This is a genomic window from Rhodococcus qingshengii JCM 15477, assembly GCF_023221595.1.
Taxonomy (GTDB): domain Bacteria; phylum Actinomycetota; class Actinomycetes; order Mycobacteriales; family Mycobacteriaceae; genus Rhodococcus_F; species Rhodococcus_F qingshengii.
In genome coordinates this window covers 223143-247393 of record NZ_CP096563.1, presented here as the reverse complement: position 1 = coordinate 247393, position 24251 = coordinate 223143, and the positions used below count along the sequence as shown (strand labels likewise).

20 protein-coding genes are annotated in these 24251 nt (G+C 63.4%); 5 read left to right on the top strand and 15 right to left on the bottom strand.

What is annotated here, in order from left to right; genetic code table 11:
• Nucleotides 1-191 precede the first annotated feature (191 nt).
• From M0639_RS01070 to glf, 6 genes are all read right to left on the bottom strand, one after another.
• The gene (locus M0639_RS01070) at nt 192-1202 is read right to left on the bottom strand and encodes an alpha/beta hydrolase (protein WP_007731818.1); all 1011 of its coding nucleotides are present in this window, start codon (nt 1200-1202) and stop codon (nt 192-194) included.
• Between the two features lie 331 nt (nt 1203-1533).
• The gene (locus M0639_RS01065; RefSeq protein ID WP_064073592.1) at nt 1534-3453 is read right to left on the bottom strand and encodes an arabinofuranosyltransferase AftB family protein; all 1920 of its coding nucleotides are present in this window, start codon (nt 3451-3453) and stop codon (nt 1534-1536) included.
• Complete coding sequence (locus M0639_RS01060) at nt 3431-4336, bottom strand: decaprenyl-phosphate phosphoribosyltransferase (RefSeq protein WP_003943808.1); 906 nt, start codon at nt 4334-4336, stop codon at nt 3431-3433. The genes M0639_RS01065 and M0639_RS01060 overlap by 23 nt, the downstream gene beginning before the upstream one ends.
• Entirely contained in the window at nt 4333-4866 is a 534-nt protein-coding gene (locus tag M0639_RS01055) for a phosphatase PAP2 family protein (RefSeq protein WP_003943893.1), read from the bottom strand. Before M0639_RS01055 ends, M0639_RS01060 begins: the two co-directional genes overlap by 4 nt.
• On the bottom strand, nt 4847-6760 hold the full coding sequence (locus M0639_RS01050) for a glycosyltransferase (RefSeq protein WP_058038051.1): 1914 nt from the start codon (nt 6758-6760) through the stop codon (nt 4847-4849). Before M0639_RS01050 ends, M0639_RS01055 begins: the two co-directional genes overlap by 20 nt.
• Nucleotides 6757-7971 carry a UDP-galactopyranose mutase gene (gene glf / locus M0639_RS01045; RefSeq protein ID WP_007731822.1) on the bottom strand — a complete coding sequence of 405 codons (1215 nt, stop codon included), beginning with the start codon at nt 7969-7971 and terminating at the stop codon, nt 6757-6759. Before glf ends, M0639_RS01050 begins: the two co-directional genes overlap by 4 nt.
• A gap of 204 nt (nt 7972-8175) precedes the next feature.
• Here glf and M0639_RS01040 point away from each other — a divergent pair, with 204 nt between their 5' ends.
• Complete coding sequence (locus M0639_RS01040; RefSeq protein ID WP_051649533.1) at nt 8176-9096, top strand: VOC family protein; 921 nt, start codon at nt 8176-8178, stop codon at nt 9094-9096.
• Here the strand turns inward: M0639_RS01040 and M0639_RS01035 are convergent.
• From M0639_RS01035 to M0639_RS01015, 5 genes are all read right to left on the bottom strand, one after another.
• A complete protein-coding gene (locus tag M0639_RS01035; RefSeq protein ID WP_021342452.1) occupies nt 9062-9532 on the bottom strand; it encodes a MarR family winged helix-turn-helix transcriptional regulator in 471 nt (156 codons plus the stop codon). The two genes, M0639_RS01040 and M0639_RS01035, sit on opposite strands and share 35 nt — an antisense overlap.
• Before the next feature lie 9 nt (nt 9533-9541).
• Nucleotides 9542-10465 (bottom strand): MBL fold metallo-hydrolase, encoded by a 924-nt coding sequence (locus M0639_RS01030; RefSeq protein WP_064073660.1) that lies wholly within the window; start codon nt 10463-10465, stop codon nt 9542-9544.
• 110 nt (nt 10466-10575) lie between these two features.
• Entirely contained in the window at nt 10576-11727 is a 1152-nt protein-coding gene (locus tag M0639_RS01025; protein ID WP_064073593.1) for an acyl-CoA dehydrogenase family protein, read from the bottom strand.
• Nucleotides 11728-11729: 2 nt separating this feature from the next.
• Complete coding sequence (locus tag M0639_RS01020) at nt 11730-12911, bottom strand: thiolase family protein (RefSeq protein WP_007731825.1); 1182 nt, start codon at nt 12909-12911, stop codon at nt 11730-11732.
• 90 nt (nt 12912-13001) lie between these two features.
• Nucleotides 13002-14423 (bottom strand): amino acid permease, encoded by a 1422-nt coding sequence (locus M0639_RS01015; RefSeq protein ID WP_064073594.1) that lies wholly within the window; start codon nt 14421-14423, stop codon nt 13002-13004.
• Nucleotides 14424-14594: 171 nt separating this feature from the next.
• Between M0639_RS01015 and M0639_RS01010 the strand changes: the two genes are divergently transcribed.
• The gene (locus M0639_RS01010; RefSeq protein WP_003943944.1) at nt 14595-16088 is read left to right on the top strand and encodes a PucR family transcriptional regulator; all 1494 of its coding nucleotides are present in this window, start codon (nt 14595-14597) and stop codon (nt 16086-16088) included.
• A gap of 102 nt (nt 16089-16190) precedes the next feature.
• Here M0639_RS01010 and M0639_RS01005 read toward each other — a convergent pair whose 3' ends face one another.
• Nucleotides 16191-17753, bottom strand: coding sequence for a SpoIID/LytB domain-containing protein (locus M0639_RS01005; RefSeq protein WP_064073595.1), 1563 nt, complete (start codon nt 17751-17753; stop codon nt 16191-16193).
• Between the two features lie 331 nt (nt 17754-18084).
• On the opposite strand from M0639_RS01005, the gene M0639_RS01000 reads away from it, so the two are divergent.
• Nucleotides 18085-20058: an N-acetylmuramoyl-L-alanine amidase gene (locus M0639_RS01000; protein WP_064073596.1), complete on the top strand. Its 1974-nt coding sequence runs from the start codon at nt 18085-18087 to the stop codon at nt 20056-20058.
• Nucleotides 20059-20095: 37 nt separating this feature from the next.
• On the opposite strand, the gene M0639_RS00995 is transcribed toward M0639_RS01000, so the two are convergent.
• Nucleotides 20096-20917 carry a Cof-type HAD-IIB family hydrolase gene (locus M0639_RS00995; protein ID WP_037131235.1) on the bottom strand — a complete coding sequence of 274 codons (822 nt, stop codon included), beginning with the start codon at nt 20915-20917 and terminating at the stop codon, nt 20096-20098.
• Nucleotides 20918-21089: 172 nt separating this feature from the next.
• Between M0639_RS00995 and M0639_RS00990 the strand changes: the two genes are divergently transcribed.
• A complete protein-coding gene (locus M0639_RS00990; RefSeq protein ID WP_081305320.1) occupies nt 21090-21797 on the top strand; it encodes an Ltp family lipoprotein in 708 nt (235 codons plus the stop codon).
• A 25-nt stretch (nt 21798-21822) separates the two neighbouring features.
• Here M0639_RS00990 and M0639_RS00985 read toward each other — a convergent pair whose 3' ends face one another.
• Both M0639_RS00985 and M0639_RS00980 read right to left on the bottom strand, forming a co-directional pair.
• Nucleotides 21823-22557 (bottom strand): lysophospholipid acyltransferase family protein, encoded by a 735-nt coding sequence (locus M0639_RS00985; RefSeq protein ID WP_058038054.1) that lies wholly within the window; start codon nt 22555-22557, stop codon nt 21823-21825.
• A gap of 3 nt (nt 22558-22560) precedes the next feature.
• Nucleotides 22561-23316: a lysophospholipid acyltransferase family protein gene (locus M0639_RS00980; protein ID WP_064073597.1), complete on the bottom strand. Its 756-nt coding sequence runs from the start codon at nt 23314-23316 to the stop codon at nt 22561-22563.
• A gap of 93 nt (nt 23317-23409) precedes the next feature.
• Between M0639_RS00980 and M0639_RS00975 the strand changes: the two genes are divergently transcribed.
• Nucleotides 23410-24249 (top strand): hypothetical protein, encoded by an 840-nt coding sequence (locus M0639_RS00975; RefSeq protein WP_064073598.1) that lies wholly within the window; start codon nt 23410-23412, stop codon nt 24247-24249.
• Nucleotides 24250-24251 lie beyond the last annotated feature (2 nt).

Below are 24251 nucleotides of genomic sequence, written 5' to 3'. Positions count from 1 at the left end.
AGACCCCCGTTGAAACTATTTCTACACGCAAACGATCCCCGCTTGGGGTAGCCGCGCTGTTACTGGTGGTGCAATTGTTACTGACATCGGGCGCTTGTGCAGCACCTGAATACACAAGTGCCGTCCCGGTTCTCCTTCGAGGAGTCCGGAACGGCACTGGTGAAGTGACTAGGTCACGGGATCGCGCACGATCACCAAGCGTTCATGGTGTCGAGGATCTGGCCGCGAGCCTTCCACAGCTCTGCCGACCAGTACGGCCACGAGTGCGTGCCGTTGGACGGGAAGCTGTAGGTGGCCGGGATACCCAGCGAGTTCATGCGGATCTGGAATGCACGGGTGTTGACCAGGGCGAGAGCCTCGAGGCCCATGCCGTTAGCCGTGTTGTAGTAGTCGATCGGTGCGCGCGGGTGGTCGTATTCACCGGGCAGGCCGCTTGCCGACGAGATGTACATCGACAGGCCCTGCAGACGCGGTGCGAAGACGAACGGGTCGTTGCGCAGCCAGGACGGGCTCCACGGCGGTCCCCACATGGAGTCGACGTTGAAGCGACCGGCATCGAGCATTGCGACGCGGATTGCCTCGCGCATGCCCGGAGCCGAGATGTTCAGGTAGCCCGACAGCGAGCCGGCGAACTTGAACTGGTCACGGTGGTAAGCAGCCAGCGTCAGAGCAGCGCTGCCACCCATCGAGAGGCCGAGGACCGCGTTGTTGGTGGGCGAGACGCCGTAGTTCGCGAGGAAGTTGGGCAGTTCTTCGGTGAGGAAGGTTTCCCACTTGTACGTGATCTGCTGGCCGTTGAAGTTCGACGGTGCATACCAGTCGCTGTAGAAGCTGGACTCGCCGCCGACGGGCATCACGAGAGTGATGTTGTCGTTGCGGTACTGGTCCATCGCATTGGTCTCGAAGCTCCACGCGTTGGCGTCGTTACGCGCACGCAGGCCGTCGAGGAGGTAAAGGGCAGCGTTTCCGCCGCGAGCGGCCCACTGGACCTGGACCTTGATGTTGCCCATCGAGGAGGGCACCCACAGCTCGTCGTATCCGCCGGAGGGGGCGGTGTGGCTGGGAGCAGTGTGCGCAGGCGCAGCAGAGGCGACAGCACTACCGGCAACTCCTGCAGCAAGGGGGAGCACAAGTGCTGCGGCACCGATGGCCAACGCTCGGTGCTTGAGGCGCTGGGTCAGCCTCTTTCTGGCAAAACGCATGGATACTGCTCTCTCTCTTCGTCTGCGGAACCCACTCGGTGGAGTGGTTCCGGCGGATTCCGTCGGGGAACAGGCTTTTCTGCCAGCCCGAACGAGTTCGGGTCGGCAGCGGACCTCTTCCAAGTCACACTGCGCTCGCTGGACTTTATGTCACAGGTTCAGCTGTGACAAATAGGTGGACCGTTACGTCCCAATCCGCGAGCAACACCGTCATCACCCCTCGGGGGTGATTCAGGTTAGGTGAATCGTCTTCGAGTACATCGTGGCCAATCAATTCGGTGTTACTGAATCGAAATATTCAAACCCTCAACAGTCGGTGATGCTGATCACATCACCTGGGTGACTCCGGTGGAACGAGACCGCAGCGTTCCAATTCGTAGGCCGGAACCCGGTCGAATCGGTACTTCGCGAAGTCGAATGCCTGCTGGAAGTTCTGTTTGAATCTGGCCCAGGTCAGCTCGGAGCGGTACGACGTGAGTAGCTCCTGAGTTTCCGGGCAGGTGATGGCCAGCTTTGCGTCCGCAACCCAGTCTTCGTCGAGGAAGAACGGCAGCCACGGTCGAACGTCGATCATTCCCGTGTCCGCGACCACCCAGTCCGGATAGAGATTCTTGTCGTGCCCGATCCGGCCGTCCTCGAGTCGCTCGGTGTGAGCTGCCAGGGGATACGCCAGCCCCATCTGATCGAGCACCCGAACGTCGAGGCCGACGTTCATGCTCGTCATTCCGAGGTTGAGGAAGAAGACGACGTGCTCGGCCGGCTCGTCGATCGGTCCGGGTGGTGGGACGACGAACCAGGAGTCGTAGCTCGCGGACGGCAGCAGCAGCCCACCCTCCGGAGTCCGCGCGATGGTCTCGACCATGGCACGCATTCGCGGATAGTCGAGGTAGTCCTCGGCCAGGATCGGATGCTTGTGACCGGTGTTGAGTGCGTAGAACGCTCGCTCGTCGACGATTCCCGAGCGACCCACCACGGATCCTTCGGGCATACCCGTCGTGTTCGCGGCGAAGAAGGCCCAGATGATCGTGCCGATCCACAGCACCGCCGAGACTCCGAAGATCGCGGTGTCGCGATTACTTCCGAACGCGGCCCGCGCCGGCACCCGCAACGGAATGACCGCCACCGGGATGAGCAGGCAGAACAACACCGGCAACAGGACGCGGCCGTGCATGAAGTCGCCGCCGACGCGCAGAGAGTAGATCCCGAGGATCAGCCCACTGCCGAGAATGAAGGTGACAATCGCCCGCGGCGTGCGCAGAAACTGCTGAAAGCGCTGCCACAGCGGGCGTGCGGGTTGATCTGCGGTAGCGGTAGGTGTGTCCGCTCGGCTTCGCCACACGAGCAGCAGCGCACCGATGAGCAGGAACAGCAACGGTAACCAGAGCAGGTACGGCCCGACCAGGTTCCACAGGTACGCAAAACCCTGCGCCCACTTCGCGCCACCGGCGTCCTTCGACACCGCGGTGTTCGGGTACGGCAAGGCGTAATAGCCCATTCGCCAGATCTGATAGCCCACCGGGACAAGTCCGGCGACGACGACGATCAGTGTGCGAATCTTCCAGGTCAGGCCTGCGGAGAGAACGATCATCATCAACGCGGCAGCACCGGGAATCGCCATCTCGGGTCGAACCAGTGGTCCGAGTCCGGCCACGAACGAGAGAGTCAGGATCGACGCCGTGGACGGCGTCGACGCCTGCGCCCACCGAACGAGCAGTACCCACAGGAGCGCGATCCAGAAGATCACCAAGCATGTCTCGAGCCCGGAAGTGGCGAAATCTCGCGCAGGCGGAACCGCGATGTAGACGAGAACACCTGCCGGTACCAGCAGGATCGTTCCGCCCGCCGACGGCCGAACGCCGCGGTACAGACGACCGGTGCCGAGCATCGTCAACACGACGGCAGCAGTCGAGAGTACGAGCGCGATCGTCAGAACAACGTATTCGAGACGGATCTGCGTGAGCCAACTGAACGCGTAGACGATGTACGTCCACGCGGTACTCGTGTTCGCCTCGACACGCTCACCCGCGTTGAAGACCGGGCCGTTCCCCGCGAGCAGGTTGCGAACGGTTCGCAAGACGATGAGTCCGTCGTCGGCGATCCAGCGACGCTCCCACGCACCCCAGAACATGAGGGCAGCAGCAAGCACCACCCCGCCGAGAAAAACTCCTCGACTGAGGGTGGTGCGATTCGCCGCAGTGTCGACGTGCGGGTCGGCCTCGGTGCGTGGCTCAGACGAGGTAGACAGCGACACCCACTACTCCGATCCACGCAATCGCGAGGAGTTGCAGCACCCGGTCACCGAGCGCGATCTCCTCAGGCTCTCCGGCTTCGCCGCCGTCGACGTCCACCGCGTATCGCAGCACCGCGATGGTGAACGGCACCATCGAGATGGCGTACCAGTTGGTGCCCTTGATGGCGTCCTGCTGGAACGCCCACAGTCCGTAGCAGAGGACCAGCGTCGTCGCTGCCATCGTCCACACGAAACGCAGGTACGTCATCGTGTAGCTCTCGAGGGACTTACGGATCTTCGCGCCGGTCTTCTCGGCCAACTGCAGTTCGGCGTAGCGCTTGCCTGCCGCCATGAAGAGTGAGCCGAACGCCATCATCAGCAGGAACCACTGCGAGAGATCGATCTCGGCGGCAACGCCACCGGCGATCGCTCGAAGCAGGAAGCCGGACGAGACGATGCAGATGTCGATGACGGCCTGATGCTTGAGACCGAAGCAGTAGGCGAGCTGGATGACGATGTACACGCCCATGACCACGGCGAGTTGCCAGTTGGCCAGGAAGGACAGCCCGATCGCACCGGCAAGCAGCACGACTGCCATGCCGTAGGCGATGTTGACGGGTAGAACTCCGGCCGCGATGGGACGGAATCGCTTCGTGGGGTGAGCACGGTCGGCTTCGACATCCATCGCGTCGTTGACGAGATAGATGCCTGATGCCGCCATACAGAACACGACGAACGCCAGCGCGACGGGCAACAGCACGTCGGCTTCGGTGGCGGTTCCGGCCGCGATGGGCGCTGCCAGCACAAGGACGTTCTTGACCCACTGACGTGGGCGAAGCGCCTTGACGATGCCGGCGGGCAGGGACTTCGGGGGTCCGCTGACCGTAGCCGGTTCCTCGCTCATTTATCTCCACATTTCTGTTCGGCTCTGGCTTCTTCGACCCGGCGAACTACCGCCGCGGATGCGGCTCCCAGTGCCGCTCCGGCGAGTACGTCGGTCGGGTAGTGAACTCCCAGGACCAGACGCGAGAGCATCATCGGGGGCACCAGCAACGCCGGTAAGGGTAGCCCGGTGAGCCGACCGATCAGCACAGCCGCCGCCGTCGTCGACGTCGCGTGTGATGACGGGAAGCTGAGCTTGCTCGGTGTCGAGACGTTGACCTGCACCGAAGGATCGGAAGGTCGCTTGCGCCTGACCACTCGTTTGATAACCACGGAGGCGGCGTGTGCACCGAATGCTCCGACGGCTGCTCCGGCCCATTCACGTCGACGCGGCTTGTCCACAGCAGCACCGACGGCAGCGATCGCGATCCACCCGAGGGAGTGCTCACCGAAGTGAGACATACCGCGGGCGACCTTGACGGCTCCCGGCAGCTGCCCGACGGTCGACTGAATCCCGGCCAGAATCTGTACTTCAGGAGATGCCGAAGACACGTTCCCACCTTTCCGTGCTGGTCAGTGAAGGAACGGCGTCCTGGTACTGCTTCTTGAGCTCGGGGAAACGGGCGGCGAGTTCGCGGCGCAACCGTGTTGCTTCCTTGAGCAGTTCGAGCGCGAGTTTCGGGTTTCGCTTGCGGTAGACGACGCCGCGACCGTCGGCCGTGGTGACGGTGACGCCGTCGACCTGCGAGAGCAGGAACCAACGGGCGTCGATGGTCGGAACATTGAGCTGAGGGCGCTCGAGGTGTTCCGGCTTGGCCGGCTTCACGTTGTGCACTCCGGCCCTGAGGACCCGGGTGATCTTCGCGACGGTCGACAGCGGCAGGCTCACGTCTCCGACATCCGCACCGGAGGGCAGCGGCAACGCAGTCGACGACGGCAGTACGACGGCGTCGGAGAATTCCTTGCGCTGGGCGTGGACCTCACCGAGTGCCGTCGGCAGCATGTTCGCGACGTGCTCGGGTCCGGCGAGGAAGTCCGCGATGGCCTTGTTCTGGATCGCGACGGTGGAGTACTCGAGGCACAGCAGGTGCTTGAGCGTTGCCTTCACCGTGTTGACCACGAGGCCACGGCCGTTGCCCGGCATGTGGAGCGCGGCCACCACCAGACGGTTACGGAGGTGGAAGTACGCCTGCCAGTCGATGGCGTCGTCCTTGTCGCTCCACGCCATGTGCCAGATCGCGGCACCGGGCAGCGTGACGGTCGGGTATCCGGCTTTCTTTGCGCGCAAACCGTATTCGCAGTCGTCCCACTTGATGAAGAGCGGTAGTGGCTGCTTGATTTCTTCGGCGACCTGGCGCGGGATCATGCACATCCACCAGCCGTTGAAGTCGACGTCGATGCGGCGGTGCAGGAGTTTCGATTCGCGCAGCGGCTTCTTCGAGAAATCGTGGTCGTATTCGACGTTCGGTGCCGCGGTCCACATGAAGATGCCGCGGTCGACCACTTCACCCATCACGTGGAGGTGGCTTCGTTCCTGCAGGTTGAGCATCTGCCCACCCACCAGCATCGGCGACTTCGCGAAACGCGAGAACGAAAGCGCACGCAGAATCGAGTCCGGTTCGATCTCGATGTCGTCGTCCATGAACAGGATGTGCTGGCACTGCGTCGTCTTGAGTGCCTCGTACATGATTCGGCTGTATCCGCCCGAGCCGCCGAGGTTGCCCTGATCGTGAATGGCGAGCCGATCACCGAGCGCTGCAGCAGCTTCGGCGAATCCGGGTTCGTCACGCACCTTGCGGGTGCCCTGATCCGGCATGATGACGGCCTTGATCACGTCCGACACCAGCGGATCCGAAGCCAGTGCAGCAAGCGCCTTGACCGCGTCGTTCGGACGGTTGAACGTCGGAATACCAACGGCGACAGTCGCTTCGCCGGGAGCCTCGACGGGCGCGTACCAGCCGCCGCTCTCGACGACCACTGCCGTATCGGTGGTGATGTCGAACCAGATCCAGCCACCGTCCTCGAACGGCGCCAGTTCCACCTCGAACTCGACCGCAGCATCGCCGTCGGCAAATTCCTTGCCTTCCACGTGAATTCGCGAGGAATCCGCCTTGGAACGGTAGATGTCGACGCGGCCGTGGCCGGACAGCTCGAGACGAAGGACCACCGATTTCAGGATGGACCATCGACGCCAGTAGCTGGCAGGGAACGCGTTGAAGTACGTGGCGAACGAGACCTCGGTCTCGGCGCCGAGCGCTACCGACGTGCGCGAGGTCGAGTGCGCCCGCCGACTGTTGGACCAGGACTCTTCCAAGTACAACGTGCGGACGTCGAGCGGCTCACCGGCGCGGGGCAGGATGATCCGCTGAAGCAGGGACTTGCCGAGGTAGGTCACCTCGTCGCCGCTGACGGCATCTTCGCCTTCGAGTAGATGACGTGCGTTCATTCGCTCTCCCCTGCCAATTCCGCACCCGTTTCGAGATGCGGGCGCAGGGTGTTCTCGAACATCGTCAGCGCGCTGGCGATCGCCATGTGCATGTCCAGGTACTGGTAGGTGCCGAGACGCCCACCGAAGAGGACCTTGTTCTCCGCGGTCTCCTTCTTGGCGCGTGAGCGGTACGCGGAGAGCTTCTCGCGATCCTCTGGAGTGTTGATCGGGTAGTACGGCTCGTCCTTCGCCTCCGCGGCACGTGAGAACTCACGCATGATGACGGTCTTGTCGGTCGGGTACTCGCGCTCCGGATGGAAGTGACGGAACTCGTGGATACGGGTGAACGGCACGTCGGCGTCGTTGTAGTTCATGACCGGGGTGCCCTGGAAGTCTCCGGTGGGCAGAACCTCGGTCTCGAAATCGAGGGTGCGCCATCCCAGTGCACCTTCGGAGTAGTCGAAGTAGCGGTCGAGCGGGCCCGTGTAGATGACAGGGGCGTCGGGGCTGGCGGTGCGCAGTTCGTCGCGGACGTCGAAGTAATCGGTGTCGAGGCGGACCTCGATCTTCGGATCCTTCGCCATGTTCTCGAGCCACGCCGTGTAGCCGTCGACGGGCAGGCCCTCGTACGTGTCGTTGAAGTAGCGGTTGTCGAAGTTGTAGCGGACCGGCAGGCGGCTGATGTTCGCGGCGGGCAACTCGGTGGGGTCGGTCTGCCACTGCTTAGCTGTGTAGTCACGCACGAACGCTTCGTAGAGCGGGCGTCCGATCAGGGAGATCGCCTTCTCTTCGAGATTGGAGGCGTCCTTCGAATCGATCTCGCTGGACTGTTCGGCGATGAGGGCGCGTGCTTCTTCGGGAGTGAAGTACCGACCGAAGAACTGCGACACGAGACCGAGTCCCATTGGGAACTGATACGCCTGCCCCTTGTGCAGCGCAAAGACGCGGTGCTGGTAGTTCGTGAACTCCGTGAACTGGGTGACGTAGTCCCAGACCTTCTTGTTGGAGGTGTGGAACAGGTGGGCACCGTACTTGTGGACCTCGATGCCGGTCTCCGGCTCTGCCTCCGAGTATGCGTTTCCCCCCAGGTGGTGACGGCGATCCAGCACCAGCACGCGCTTACCCAGCTGGGTAGCGGCACGCTCGGCGATGGTCAGCCCGAAGAATCCCGAACCGACGACGATCAGGTCGTACTGGGCACGGGCGGTCTCTGAATTTGCAGCGGTCACGATGAACCAGGGTATCGGACCTGTTCGGAAGCCGAGGGTTGGATGCGTCACCAGGGACTATGGCCCTCGTTTCCTGATTCAGCATCACTGGCGGCTGCCACTCACAAATTGCTTGGCAAAACCAACGATTGTCTTGCCAATCATTGGTCACACTGCTTATATTTTGGGAACAGCAACCATCAAGTGCATTCGAGGGAGATCATCGTGATCCAGGAACTGTCGTATATCGGAGTCGCGTCACCCAGGGCTCAGGACTGGAGAAAGTACGGAACCGGACTTCTGGGCGCGAAACTGTCACCAGACGGGCCGGATGGCGCAATCCGGCTCGCAGTAGACGACGTCAACTATCGAATTGCCGTCCACCCCGGCAAGGTAGACGAATTCCTGTACGCCGGTTGGGCAATGGCCAATGAATCCGATCTTCACTCGTTCGCCGCGCACCTCGACCGGAGCGGCATCATGCTGCACGACGGCAATCCCGACCTGCTCGCCGAGCGGCAAGTCGCCGAACTCGTGTGGTTCACCGACCCATGGGGAACTCGACACGAGATTTCGTGGGGAAAGGCATCGACGCCACTGTCGTTCACACCGGGTCGTGTCATGCGCGGCGGATTCGTGACCGGAGATCAAGGCCTGGGCCACATCGTTTTACAGGTACCGAATATCGAGGAAGCCAACAAGTTTTACGTGGATGTGCTGGGTTTCCGACTATCGGACCGGATCACCAACGACCAATTCACCGTGCGCTTCTATCACGTCAACGGGCGTCATCATTCACTTGCGCTGGCCGAATATCCCGGCCACGTCGGATTCAACCACCTCATGCTCGAAGTCGAATGCATGGACGATCTCGGACGCCTGATCGATCTTCTCGACAGCCACGACACCGAGGTCATGCAAACGCTGGGGCGCCACACCAATGACCTGATGACGTCGATCTACATCGGCAGCCCGTCCGGTCTGCAGATCGAGTACGGGTTCGGTGGTCTCACCGTTGACGATCTGAGTTGGGTGGCAAGAACTTACAACCAACCGAGTTACTGGGGCCACAAGCGTCCAGCCGAGACGAGCAAAAGAGTACCCGGAATCATCAGGCCTCTGACGGCCGCGCCGTCGGCCCCGTGAGCTTGGCGGATACGACCGTCAATGTCTCACGTTCCTGATCGGTCAACGACTCGAAGACCTCTTGCTCGACGGCGTCGAGGGCCGCATCACCCTCGATCAACTTCGCTACTCCGGAGTCCGTGATCGATACGACCTGCCTACGCCGATCAGATTGATCACGTTCGCGCACAACGTATCCCGATTCCTGCAGACTGTCGAGATAGGCAACGATGTCACCGGGGTCGACCACCACTCGGGAAGCAAGCTCCTTTTGATGGCATGGGCCGAGTTCATCGAGTGTGCTGAGAATGGCGTGATGATTGGGCAGCAGTCCGACGCGAGACAAAGCCTCCGCGTACGACTGCCTCACGCGGAGTGCGGCTTTGACCAAGCCGTATCCGATCCGACTCGAAAGCGGCCTGCCGGAGAGCGATGGCGTCGATTCGGTCGCAGGCATTGGCCCATTCTATGCAGGCCTCGCAACATATATCGAAGGTGCCATCGGGCGATCGTCCTCGTTCAACCGAACCGTGATCGGTTCGTCGACCGGAAAGTGTGCGGGAAGTAGAAGCAGTCCCTCCGACGCGCAGCGTTCGAGAAGTTCGCGGCGGGTGACCCTGGCGATCTCGGGATCCGCGTCGCCGCCCTGGCTGAGGTCCGGGTACAGAAACTGGATCGGATGGTGGATCACGTCGCCGGCGATGACGGCGCCGCCGTCGGCAGTGCGGATCTCGATCACGATGTGCCCCGGCGTGTGGCCGGGCGCGCTGCGAACGACGACGCGTGTGCCTTCGGACTCGGCCAGGACGTGGCCGTCGTCGACCGCCTCCCACTTCGCCCCGTCCAGAACGGGACGGACGCTGTCCTCGAAGGTCTGCGCCAGATCCGAGACCACTCCTTCGTGTGGACCGTCGGCGGCGAGTTGTTCGAGCGCGGCCAGCTCGGTGCGATCGAAAATGTAGGTCGCGCGGGGGAAGGTAGGCCGCCAGGTTTCGGCGTCGAGGGCGGTGTTCCAGCCACAGTGGTCAGGGTGCAGATGTGTGCTGACCACCAGATCGACGTCGTCGACGGACACACCGGTGGCTGCGAAGCGTGAGAGGTAGTCGGTGCCGAACATGTGATGCGGCAAGAGGTTCGGCCGGTGCTTGCTGTTTCCGTTGCCGGTGTCGACGACGACGGCCTTGCCGCCGATCTCCACCAGGTAGGTGTGGATGGCAAGTACGAGGTCACCGCTATCCGCGTCGAAGAACGCCGGTGCCAGCCGCGCCGACGCGTCCTCTATCTCCGCCTCACCCGCGTGCGGAAAAAGCTCTCGCGGCGGAAACGGCCAGTGCGCCAGCTCTGTCAGTTGGGTGACGCGCGCCGACCCGACGTCGATGGTGAAGCTCATCAGTGTTTGCCTTCCGAACAGCTCGATACCGCTTGTGGGCACACACAAAGGCACCCACCGAAATGCTCGGTGGGTGCCTGGTCGGTGTCAATGGTTTTCGACGCCGGTGATCAAAGACTCTTCGCGATGATGCCCTTCATCACTTCGTTGGCGCCGGCGTAGATCTTCTGGACGCGGGAGTCTTCGTACATGCGCGCGATCGCGTATTCACGCATGTAACCGTATCCGCCGTAGAGCTGCACGCACCGGTCGACGACGGCGCATTGCTGCTCGGTGAGCCAGTACTTGACCATCGCGGCGTCTGCGCCGTCCAGCTCGCCGTTGAGGTGATCCTCGATGCAGTTGTCGAGGAAGACACGGCAGGTGCGTGCGATCGTCTGGCACTCGGCCAGCTCGAAGGCGGTGTTCTGGAACTCGAAGAGGCTGTGCCCGAACGCTTGACGCGCCTTGGTGTATGCAACGCTCTCCTCGACTGCACGCTCGATGGTGCCGATGGCCTGCGCGCCGATGATGAGGCGTTCCTGCACCAGCTGCGCCATCAACTGACCGAAGCCGAGCCCCTCGGACTCACCGAGGAGGTTCGAGACGGGAACGCGAACGTCGGTGAAGGACAGCTCCGACGTATCTGCGCCGTGCTGACCGACCTTGTCGAGCACGCGGCCGACCGCAAAGCCTTCGCAGTCACGAAGATCCACGATCAGGAGCGAGACACCCTTGGCGCCCGCCTTGGGGTCGGTCTTGACGGCAAGCACGATCATGTCTGCGCTGCCACCATTGGTGATGAAGGTCTTCGACCCGTTCACGACGTAGTGGTCACCGTCACGGATCGCGGAGGTGGTGATTGCCTTGAGGTCGGAACCTGTTCCGGGCTCGGTCATTCCGATGGCGCCGAGGATTTCGCCCGTCGCCATACCTGGCAGCCAGGCCTTCTTCTGCTCTTCGCTTCCGTATTCGAGCACGTAGTGGGCGACGATGCCACTGTGCACGGAGTTACCGAGCGCATAGTCACCGCAGTAGCCCTGCGCCTCGAAGACAGCGAGATCGTGCGCGAAAGTTCCACCGCCCCCGCCGTATTCCTCGGGAATCGAGCAGCACAGCAGACCGAGCTTGCCGGCTTCGAGCCACACGGACCGGTCGACGCGATGCTGAGCGTCCCACTGCTCACGCTTGGCGATCAGTTCACGATCGAAGAAACCACGGGCCAGTTCGGCTACTGCGGTGATCTCGTCGTCGTGCCACGACGGCTTGCGCTTGGTCGCCATGATCAGACCCGCTTCAGCAGGGCAGCGAGTGCCTGACCGCCGCCGATGCACATGGTGACGATGCCGAATTCGAGGTCGCGGCGAACCATGTCGCGCGCGGCACGCAGGGTGAGGATGGCTCCGGTGGCGCCGACCGGGTGTCCGAGGGCGATCGCTCCGCCGTACGGGTTGGTCTTCTCCGGATCCAGGCCACTGTCACGGATGACGGCGATGGCCTGCGAAGCGAACGCCTCGTTGACCTCGGCGGTGCCGATGTCGGACGGCTTCAATCCTGTTTGTGCAAAGAGCTTTTCGAGAGCGAGCACGGGAGCGTAGCCCATCAGGCCGGGCTCCATGGCTGCCGTCGTGACGGTTTCGAGCGTGACCAGTCCGGTGAGACCACGCTTGGCTGCCTCGGTGCCCGTCGCGAGGACGAGTGCGCCGGCGCCGTCGTTGATGCCCGACGCGTTACCGGCGGTGACGGATCCGCCCTCTTCGAATGCGGGGCGCAGCTTGGCGAGGGTTTCGACGGTGGTTCCGGGCTTGGGATGCTCGTCCTCGGTGACGGTGACGGAGCGCCGACCACCGGTCTCGACGGGAGTGATTTCCTCGGCGAATGCCGCCTTCGCTGCGTCGGTAGCGGCGCGGCGCTGAGATTCGACGGCGAACTCGTCCTGCTGCTCGCGACTGACGCCGTACTTACGGGCGACGGCTTCGGCAGTGCGGCCCATGTGAGCCTTGCTGAACGGGTCGGTGAGCATCGCGACGGTGCCGTCGACGAGGCTGCGATCGCCGAGCTTGTAGCCCGAGCGGGCGGCGAAGTCGTAGAAGGGCATGCGAGACATGCTCTCGTCACCGCCGGCGAGCGTGATGGCAGCTGCACCCCATCGCATCTGCATCGCCGCAGACCACACAGCCTGCAGGCCGCTGCCACAGAGACGGTTGACGGTGTAGGCGGGGACGTTCTCGGGCAGTCCGGCGGCGATGCCGACGCGGCGTGCGTTGTAGGCGTCCGGGCCGACCTGGCCGATGCAGCCCATGACGACCTCGTCGATGTCTTCGGGCGCAACGCCGGCGCGGCTCAGCGCGGCCTTGGCTGCTGCGGCGCCCAACTCGTGCGCGGGTACGTCCTTGAAGACGCCGCCGAAGCTACCGACGGGGGTCCTGGCCCCGTCGACGATGACGATCGGTTCGGGTGTGGTCATGATTGTCCCCATCTGCTGTGCTCACGTCGATTTCTCTGTCCGTGGCCGATACTAGGACATCGAAGTATCTCGCAGATGGGGACGTTGGTGTCAGGGTGTGGGAGCGCTCTCGGCGACGGGCACGACCTCGGCGTCGGCGTCGGCGTCGGCGTCGGTGTCTTTGTGGTTCCGGTAGCGGTAGAGCCCGATACCCACGAGGATCGCTGCAAGTCCCAGGGACACGATCATCTGGCTGCGCGTCGAGTCCAGGGTGAGCATTCCGATGCAGAGCGCGATGATGGCGGCGATCGTGGCGTAGGTCAGGTACGGGAAGAACCACATCTTGAGTTCCAGCTCCTGGCCCGAAGCTTCGAGCTTGCGGCGGGTGCGCAGCTGGGACACCGAGATGACCAGCCAGACGAACAGCGCGATCGCACCGGAGGAGTTGACCAGGAACAGGAAGACCTTGTCCGGGGAGAGGTAGTTCATGCCGACGGTGAGGAAGCCGACGATCGTCGAGACCAGGACAGCGCGCATCGGGACGCCGGTCTTCTCGATACGTGAGAGCGACTTGGGGGCGTCGCCGCGGCCGGCGAGGGAGAAGATCATGCGGCTCGCGGTGTAGAGACCCGAGTTGAGGCAGGACAGAACCGACGTGAGGACGACGACGTCCATGATGTTGCCCGCGGCCGGAATGCCGTAGGAGTCCATGACGGCGACGTACGGGCTGAGTGCAACCGACGCGCTGTCCCAGGGAAGCAGAGTGACGACCACCGCGATCGAGCCGATGTAGAAGATGAGAATTCGCCAGACGACGGATTTGACGGCTGCGCGAACAGCTTCGAGCGGGTTGGCCGATTCACCGGCTGCGATCGTGGCGATTTCGGCCCCGAAGAACGAGAACACGACCACAAGGACTGCGGCGAGCATCGCTCCTGTTCCGTTCGGCAGGAAGCCGCCGTGACCGGTCAGGTTTGTCATTCCGGGTGCTTCGACGCCGGGCATCCATCCGCAGATCGCCACGATGCCCATGCCGAGGAACGCGATGATGGCGACGACCTTGATGGAGGCGAACCAGAACTCGAACTCGCCGAACGACTTGACCGAGATGATGTTGGTCAGCGTCAGCACGATCATCAGAATCAATGCCCAGGTCCACTGGGGAACCCCCGGAACCCAGCGATTCATGATGAGGGCACCGGCGGTGGCCTCGATGCCGAGCACGATGATCCAGAACCACGCGTACAGCCAGCCGATCGAGAAGCCCGCCCAGCGGCCGATGGCCTTGTCGGCGTACGAGGAGAACGAGCCGGTTTCCGGCGACGCTGCCGACATCTCACCGAGCATGCGCATCACGAGGATGACGACGACGCCGGCAAGCGCGTAGGAAATCAGGACACCGGGTCCCGTCTCCTGGATCGCCACACCGGAGCCGACGAACAGTCCGGCGCCGATGACGCCTGCGATCGCAATCATCGACAGATGCCGCTTCTTCAGCGTGTGCTGAAGTGCCGGCTGGTCTGTACTGGACATCAGTACTCCTTGTGGGCTGTTCGGAACGTGGATCTCGGTGGCGCTCTATCCGGAGCGCATTTTCGATAGCGCCAGTGTCGGACCTTCGGCAAGCTCGCGTCAGGCTCCACTTTGTACAAACGTGACCGCAGGCACTACAAAGTGGCGAGTTCGAGGTGTCAGACTGGACTCATGCCCATCACGCTCCGCCAGCTTTGTGCGACCGAACAGTTCGGCCTTCGCGTCCTGGCTGGGCACGACCAGCTCGATCGCACCCTGACCTGGGCACATGTCTCCGAACTTCCCGACCCGACGCCCTTCCTCGACGGCGGTGAACTACTACTCATCACCGGGGTGTCACTACCGACGACGGCCGCGGAAACGACCCGATTCGTACGGACCCTGGTGGCGGCCGGAATTGCCGGAATCGGTTTCGGAACCGGCCTCGGATACGAGCAGGCGCCACAGACTCTGGTGGATGCGGCCACCCGTTTCAGTGTGCCCCTTCTCGACGTCCCATTGCGAACACCTTTCATCGCCCTGACCAAAGCGGTGTCGAAGGCGCAATCCGACGACGACATGAAAGCGCTGCGCAGCAATTACCAGAGCCTGCGGCGACTGCTTCAAGCTGCGGTGACGGTCAACGGCACCCGGGCAGTCGTACGACGGGTGGCGGAATTGATCGGCGGATGGGCGGCTCTGCTGGACTCGGCCGGACATACCGTCGAGATCTCACACACCGCCGCGGCCGCCGGAATCGAGCGAACTGCCCCCGAGCGCGACGCCCGCCCGATGGAAGTCAGTTTCCTCACGAGTGAGAACGAGGACGTCATCTCCCATCCGCTGCTGACGTCGAGGGGAAAGCTGATGGGGTACCTCGTCGCCGGCTGCCCCGGCGCCGTCGGTTCACTGAATCAGGGCATCGTCATCGCAGCCGCGTCTCTGCTCACGTTGATGACGGCTCGAACCCGAGACGCACAGCTGACGATGAACCACCTTCGTACCGTTGCGATGCATCAGCTGTTCGAGGGACAGAATGCGCTCGCCCGCAACATCTCCGGGGAACTGTGGGGAGGATTTCCGGTCGAGCCTTTCCAGGTCTTCCACGTAGCGGGCCCGAGTGGCCTGCTCGAGAGCGTGTCCGTCTCACTGCTCGATGGTCTCAGCCGCGATCTGGCGTTCGGCATCACCGACGGTGCACTGATTGCCGTCGTCTCGGCTACCGACAGCGGGCGAATCCTCGCCCGTGTCAACGAAATCGACGTCACCGTCGGCGTGTCGGACATGCTGTGGTGGGACGATCTCTCGCGCGCCAGACGCCAAGCCGCGCAGGCAGCAGCCGAGGCCGGTGCCCGCAACCTGCCTTCGATGCGGTTCGCCGAACTCTCGGAGAGCGGATTGTCCGCATTTCTCGACCAGGATCGCTCGACGGCATTCGCGGCGGCACACTTGCGCCCGCTTCTGGAAGCGAAGGGCGGTAGCGATCTCTACCGGACCTTGGCCATGTGGTTGGCACACAACGGGGTAGGCGACGCCGCAGCCACAGCGCTGAATATTCATCGGCATACGTTGCGCAGCAGACTCGCTCGGATCGAGAGCCTTCTCCAGCTCGACCTCGGCTCCCCCACGGAACGTGCGGAGTTGTGGCTCGAGTACCGCCTGCTCGGCGACGCCCCGACCATCTGACCGACAACCAACGAACCCTGAACGACCTGAAGGGCCTCCGCCGGGTTACGGCAGAGACCCTTCAGAGTCGATACGTGCGAGTCGCTACCGACCGACCTTCCCCTAGCTTCCGCCCGTCGGTATCCACTCGCGGAGCACGTTGGCATCAACTACCTGCGCGCCCAAAACCTTTGTCCAGATGATGGTTCCGTTTTCGTAGACACGGAAAGTGCCTGCTTCGGAGGGCAACTGCATCTCCGGGCCGGCAGGAGCACCGAGAGAGCCGCTTTCACCGCCGAGCTCCCGATACTTCTTCTCGATCTGCGTCTCCGTAACCGTACCCGATGGATCGTCGGATGGCGAATTGGATTCCGGCACTGTCGATTCCGAATCCGGTGCCACTACCACACCCGCACCGTCACCGATGGTGAACCAGTCGGATTTCAGGCCGAGTTTCTGGCGGAACTGAATTCCGGTGGCGCCAACAGTTGCATTTGTTCCGACTACCTCGACTGCCGTCACTCGCCCGCCGTCGGTACCGAATCCGTTGCGCGAGAGAATCTTGAGCGATTGCAGCTCACCCACATCGAAGGCGTCCGCAATCTGCCCTGCGGTCAGATTCACTGTCCAGTCATGATTCGGAGAAAGGGCGTCACCGAGATCCTCGACGGCCGGGAATTCACCGCCGGAGCTGTAACCTCCTGTGGACGAGGAGAATTCGGTGGCAACGATCTTGCCGTCATGCGACAGAACGGCGCCGGCGGTGGACCGGACGGCTTCGGTGGTGCGGGGATCTTCCTTGCCCGCTCCGCCGTAGACCTGGCAGTCCTGAGTGTCGCAGGTGTCGGCGTACGAGCTGCGATGCTCGGTCGCAGCGTACGAGCGTGCTGCCACGGCTTGCGCCCGTAGCGCTTCGGCCCCACCGGAATCGGCCCATTCGGCCTTCGCTTCGACCGGCACCACGCCGAGCAGGTAGTCCTCCATGTCGAGGAGATTGACTGTCCGAGCCGAGCCGTTGTCGAGCACTACGCCGAGGGCGCCTCGATAGGGCGCGTCGTTGTTGCACAGCTTCAGGAACTGGTCGGCGGGTCGATCAGGACCGAGGTCCACCGGGTCCACCCACGGATGGTCGGTGACCGCTTCCCAGACAACCCCGCCACCGCACCCGCTGGTGACCACTACCTGCGCACCGCCACCGGGCAGTGCAGTGAGATGGGCAGCCTCGCCGGGCGCGGTGCGCTGACCGTTGACCACGAGGCCGGCGTCGGAGTAGACGTCGAGCGTCGAGTTGTCCTGGGCCGTGAGCCGCACACTCATCTGGGCGGGCGGCATCGAGTCCAGGACGGTTCCGCCGTAGTAGTGACTGAGGATTCGCTCGCCGGACCAGCCGTCGTTCTTGGCGTAGCCGTAAGCGCCCCACTGGCCCATTCCACGGCCATGTCCGTTGCCGTGACCGGAGAGCGTGAATTGCGTGTCGGCAGCGACGGCGTGCAGGATCGACGGCTCGTCAGCGCGGATTTGCGTGAAACCTCCGATCGCGACGCCGAGCGCAAGAGCCGGAACGAGACCGAGGACCGAGATCCGCATCAGCGAGGTTCGCCTCCCGGGCCCGCCCACCAGAAAGCGACCTGCGCGACCGGACACAGGCTTCTTACCTGCAGTTCCGCTTCTTCCGCTTCTCGCCATCAATGCTCTCCTCATCGCTACCGGCCTCACGAGTCCGCGAAGTCGGTACTTCGCGCGCAGGCCAGTCCACAACGATTTAACTAAAGTCTCACCCTAAGGTTGAGCGTTATGGACTTTTGTGACTAGTGTGGCAAGAGTGTTTGGAGTTAGCAACACCAGTCACACGAGTCACATCAGCATCACGAGTTGCAGACGTACGCGTCCGAAAACTGGAGTTCAACCCCAGAACATGGCATCCGACCTGCTCGGATCCGGTTTTGAAGGATTCCGTTCACGGCCGTCATCGGCCCTGAAGTTCGCTCGCAAGTAACTACAACCGAGGAGTAATCCCTTGCCACACCGTCGACCGAAGCCCTCGCTCGTACTCGGGGCTGTAGCCGCAGTGGCTGTCGCAAGTCCTTTTGCGGTCTACGGCTTCACGAGCACTACGTCCGATGTACGTTCCGCGAACGAGACGACGTCAGTAGCAGTGCCGACCCAGATCGCAGAGGTGCTCCTCGCGTCGGTGCCCGACATCATCATTCCGGTCAAGGAGCTGACCGGTCTCGATCTCCCCGACATCAACCTCGGTGATCTGAGAAACCTCAAGCTCCCGACCGAAATCCCGCTACCTCCCGGGATCACGCTGCCGACCGAGCTGTTCCCGGCACCCGCTGCTCCCGGCGCCCCGACCGAAACCGCTCCGGTTCCTTCCGAGGAAGAGCCAGGTGCCGTGGTCAAGGAAGTCACCCGCGACACTCCGTTCAGCATGGTCGCGTTGACCTCGGACACCATCGCCTCGGCGCAGTCCAAGGTCCGCGCCCTGGCCGAAGACGGCACCTGGGGCCCGTGGTTCACCCCTGACGCCATCGACTCCGCCAGCTCGGATCAGGCCACCAACGCCGGTACCGCCACCGAACCGGTCTTCGTCGGCGCCACCAAGTCCATCCAGATCCTCACGCCGCAGGGTGCCGCTGCTCCCGCAGCCGAGGTTGTGCCGGCCCCGGCTCCGGAAGCTGCCCCCGCGCCCGCTCCGGAAGCTGCCCCCGCTGAAGCACCCGCAGCCACCGGCGAACTCGGGTACACACCCGCTTCGGTGTCCAAGCCGCTTCGCCAGGTGACGACGGCAGCAGATGCCGTCACCGCCGTGTTGATCGACCCGGGTGCCAGCGAGGCAGACAGCAATCTGCAGGCCGTCGCAGCGCCGCTCGGCGGCAGCGGACCGTCCGTCATCACCCGTGCTCAGTGGGGAGCAGACGAGTCACTCCGCTGCGACTCCCCCACCTACGACGACTTCATCGGTGGCGCGACCGTTCACCACACCGCAGGTAGCAACAACTACACGAAGGCCGAATCGGCCGGCATCGTCCGCTCGATCTACGCCTACCACGCACAGACGCTCGGCTGGTGCGACGTCGGATACAACGTCCTCGTCGACAAGTACGGTCAGACCTTCGAAGGCCGCGCAGGCGGACTCGACAAGGCAGTTCAGGGTGCACACGCGGGTGGATTCAACGAGAACACCACCGGTATCGCGATGATGGGCGACTACTCCACCGTCGAGCCTTCGCAGGCGACGCTCAACGCCGTCGGCAAGTTCCTCGGTTGGAAGCTCGGCATGGCCGGACTCGATCCCAAGGGCCGAACGACGATGTACTCCGAGGGCACCGAGTTCACGCCGTACCCGCAGGGCGCAGCAGTCGATCTGCCGATCATCTTCGCCCACCGCGACGTCGGAAACACCGCGTGCCCGGGTGATGCCGCATACGCACACATGAACGACATCCGGAACATCGCGGCCGCGAACATCGGGGGAACGTTGAACCCCTCGAACCCTTCCAATCCGTCGACGCCTGCGCCCAAGCCGACCACTCCGGTCGACACGGTCACCGGTGGCACCGGTTCGTCGATCCCGGATCTGGTCACCCAGATTCTGCAGATCACCGACAATTCACCGCTCGCGCAGAAGTGGATCGCCGAAGGTGGCGAGATCGGACGCCTCGGCCAGGCACTGTCCGGAATTCTGCAGGCGAAGCTCGGCAACCAGGGTGCGCTGTTCCAGAACGGCGCTGTCTACACCTCGCCGAACGGCGGAGTGTTCACCGTGCTCGGCGAGATCTTCAAGTCGTGGCAGAGTTTCGGTTCCGACGCGGGTGAACTGGGATTGCCGATCTCGGACGAGTACTCGATCCCGGACGGCCTGCGCAGTGACTTCGAGAACGGTTCGCTGATCTTCAACCAGATCACCGGCATGGTCACGAAGGTCCTCAAGACCTACAACGAGACCTTTGCCCAGGAAATGGCCAACAGCGCGCCTGTCGGCTGACACTCGAGCAGTACACGTCCTCGGGCGCTGGTGGGTTCTACGACCACCAGCGCTCGAGGACTTTTGCGACCCCGTGTGCCGAATTGGTGTCGGTGACCTCGTCGGCTGCGGCTTTGGCTTCGGGGTGAGCGTTGCCCATGGCGACGCCGAGTCGAGCCATCCCCAGCATCGGGATGTCGTTGGGCATGTCTCCGAAGGCCACCAGACCCGACAGGTCGAAGCCGAACCTCTCCGCGGCAGCAACCAGGCCCGACGCCTTCGTGATGCCCGGCGCCGAGAGTTCGATCAGTCCGTTCTCGGTGGAGTACGTCATGTCGGCGAGCGCACCGACGTGCGGAGCGAGCGTGTCGTACATCGCCGTGCTGGTCATGCCTGGACGGCGAATCAGGAGTTTGACGGCCGGCGCCGCAAGCACTTCGTCCTCGGACATCTCGGTGTTGTCCGGGTTGAGCCAGGCATGTTCGTAGTCCGGTGAGCTGACGAACTGTGGGGTGGCGGCGTCATGTGCGCTCTCCCCCACTCGTTCCGCGGCCAAACCTGCGCCCGGGAGTGCAACCAGTGCCAGCTCGGAGAGTTCGGTGAGTGCGTCGACCGACAAGGTCGCGGCGCTGAGGACGCGGTCGGCGTAGCTGTCGTAGACAACGGCTCCATTGGCGCAGACGGCGAGTGGCGCGTATCCCAAGCCCTCGACGACGGGCGAAATCCATCGCGGAGGACGCCCGGTTGCCAGCAGGAACGGCGTGCCGGATTCGACGACGGCATGCACGGCGGCGCGGGTGCGGGCACTGACCAACTCGTCGTGATCGATGAGGGTGCCGTCGACATCGGTCGCAACCAAGGTTGGGCGGTCAGGGCTGATACGACGGTCTGGGCTCACACCGCCATTGTGCCTGCCCGGTACGACGGTCTCGCTCAGCGCGCCCGCTTCGGACATCGCGAAACCGCGAGAGATTCGCGCAAAACGCATTTCAGTCCGACCGGTCTGGTATCTATTGCGGGAGAACAAGACTTTCACAAAGGGAGAAACACCCATGTCCGTGCCGCCCGATCTGCCCCCGCCGCCCTATGGAAACTCCCAGCCTTACGGGAATTCCCAGCCCTATGGCAACTCACAGCCCCAATTCCAGGTGCCTTCGCCGCAACCGCAACCTGAGAAGAAGTCGAAGAAGTGGCCGTGGATTGCCGGTGGAGTCGTCGTGTTGCTTGTCGTCGCAGGCCTCCTCGGTGGACGAGATAAGGACGACTCGAAGTCCACCGCTGCACCGACCACCACCGCTGCACCGACTACCACTGCTTCTACGACGCCTGCAGCTGTCGCACCGATCGTCAGTGCGCCGCCCGCTGCTCCTGCCCCGTCGTCCAGCAAGGTGGCGGCGCCCACGACGACCACATACCAGGCGCCCGCACCTGTGGTCACTACGACAGTTGCGCCTGCCCCGGCCAGGCCGCAGGTCAGCTCCGGTCAGCGGAACGCCGTCCGATCCGCCCAGCAGTACATCGACATGACTGCCTTCTCCCGCAGCGGACTGATCGAACAGCTCGAGTACGAAGGTTTCTCCACGGAGGATGCGACGTACGCGGTAGACAATTTGAACGCCGATTGGAACAAGCAGGCTGCGCTGAGTGCCGAGCAGTACCTCGAGATGACGTCGTTCTCCAGGTCAGGACTGATCGAACAGCTCGAGTACGAGGGCTTCACGAGTGCGCAGGCCGAGTACGGAGCCAACGCCGTGTACTGACCGCATCAGCGCAAGCGCCGTCTATTCAGCGCGCCCGCTTCGCGCGTTCCTGTGCGTCCATGGCCGCAGCTTCCTCCGGCGTCGGTGCGCCACCGCCGAGTCGACGAGGCACCCAGTACGCCCCGGGCTCGTGCACGAACCCGTCCTGCACGTGGCGCAGGATTGCATCCATCTCGATGCGCAGAATCTCGCTCAACGCTTCGGCGGGCTCGACCGGATCGATCGGTGCACCCACCTCCACCGAGATCGGGAAATGATTGCGGCCCAGATTTTTCGGTCCGCCCTTGGTGACGATCCGCTGGGCGCCCCAGACGATCAGCGGAATTATCGGAACGCCGGCGTCGATGGCCATCCGAGCTGCTCCGGATTTCATTTCCTTGATCTCGAAGCTCCGGCTGATCGTCGCCTCCGGGTAGACGCCCACCAGTTCGCCCCGTTTCAGGGCGTCGACTCCGGCTCGATACGCCTGCGCTCCGGCAGAGCGATCGACTTCGATGACACCGCATCCACGCATGAGGAAGCCGAGGACCTTGTTGTCCGCCAACTCGGCCTTTGCCATCACCCTGAGCTTGCGTTTCGCGGTACCGACCGCCAGGGCCGCCGGTATGAAATCGAGGTAGCTCGTGTGGTTGATCGCGATGACGGCACCGCCGGACACCGGGACGTGTTCCGTCCCGGTGCGGGTGACTTTCACGCCCTGGAAACCGCTCAAACCACGCGCGACTACCTCGACAGCGGTGTAAACGGGTTCGAAGGACATCGGTCAGCCTTCGGACTTCCGCGCCTCGCGAGCCTTGGCTTTCGCCTCGGCCTCATCGGCATCCATCTTGTCGGCCTGCTCGAGCGTCGGCGCGCTGCCACCGAGGCGGGCCGGCACCCAGTACTCGCCAGCGGGATGGTCGTAGTTCTTCTGCAGATCGTGCAGCAACTCCTGCATCGTCGACCGCAGCTTCGCCGTCAGCTCACTCGCCGGCTCGAAAGGTGCAATCGGCTCGCCGACGGCAATGGAGATGGGAGTGTTGGTGCGGCCCAAACGCTTCGGATAACCCTTCGTCCACACGCGCTGAGCGCCCCAGATGACGACGGGAACGATCGGGACGCCCGCCTCGATCGCCATGCGGGCGGCGCCGGACTTGAATTCCTTGATCTCGAAGCTCCGACTGATCGTGGCTTCGGGGTACACGCCCACCAATTCGCCGCGCTTCAGGAAATCTACGGCCGCCTTGTAGGAGTCGGCGCCCGCGCCGCGGTCGACCGGGATGTGCTTGAGGGCCCGCATGATCGGTCCGGAGATCTTGTTGTCGAAGACCTCTTTCTTGGCCATGAACCGGATGTAGCGCTTCGGGGTCCGTGCCGGCAGTCCCGCATACGTGAAGTCCATGTACCCGGTGTGGTTGATCGCGATCACGGCGCCACCGGACGCCGGGATGTTCTGCTCTCCCTTGACGGAGAACTTCAGGCCCTCGAAAGCGAAGACGGTACGGGCGATGCCGATGACTGTTCTGTAAACGGGATCCACAGTTCGCTAGCGTAGACGGGAATCCGTGATCTGACCCGCAGCAGTTCTGGGGTGGATGTTGGTCAGAATGTCGCAAAAGGGGCGTACGAACGAATGAAGTCGGCAGGACGAGCGGCAGTGGGGGCAGTCGCACTCGCCATGACGTTGGCGATAACCGCATGTGAGGACGACGGACGGACGGGAATCCTGACGGACGAACCGTCTCCGCCGACGACTGAACCCACGACGACAACCACTCTCGCACCCACGACGACAATTGCGCCCGCTGCGCCGGCCGCGCCACCTCCGGTTGGTGACGTGCCCGGCAATCCGGCTGCTGCGCCGGCCTTGGCAGCTTGGGCAACGGACCTGGTGTCCTTGGACGTGGACGCGCTCACGAACGCATGCTGGACGATGCCGCCCACAACGATCGCCGACCGATACTCGGATGTTCCCGCCATCTTGACGGCCATCGCCGCACCAGGCGTCGACGGCCAGTACGCGGTCACCTGGAGCGGCGGCGGACTCTCCGTCGCCGCCAAGCGCTCGGAGATCGCTTCCGGCTATGCGTGCCCGTTCGTCTTCCCTGCGGGGCAATCAAACTTCTACACCGCGGCCGACGCTTCCCACGCCGTCGTCAGGTTTCTCTCACGCGCCACGGGACGGCCGGTCAATACCCGCGACGTCGAGACGTTCTATCCACTGATCTGCCCCGGCAACAGCCCGTGGGATCCGGACGGCACCGGCGCAACCGGCCAGCCGCCTCTCAAGCTCGATCCGAATCAGCTGGCCGGTATCAAGTCTTTCGACGCCGACGCTGCAACAGTCACTCCGGTTCGCGGCGACTACGTCCGTGTCACCCTGCCCGTCAGCGACGGAACCGGTAACTCGCGCTCGATGCAGTTCACCCTGTCGATCGGCCCCGAGGGATATTGCCTCGGGGCCGCGACCTGAAC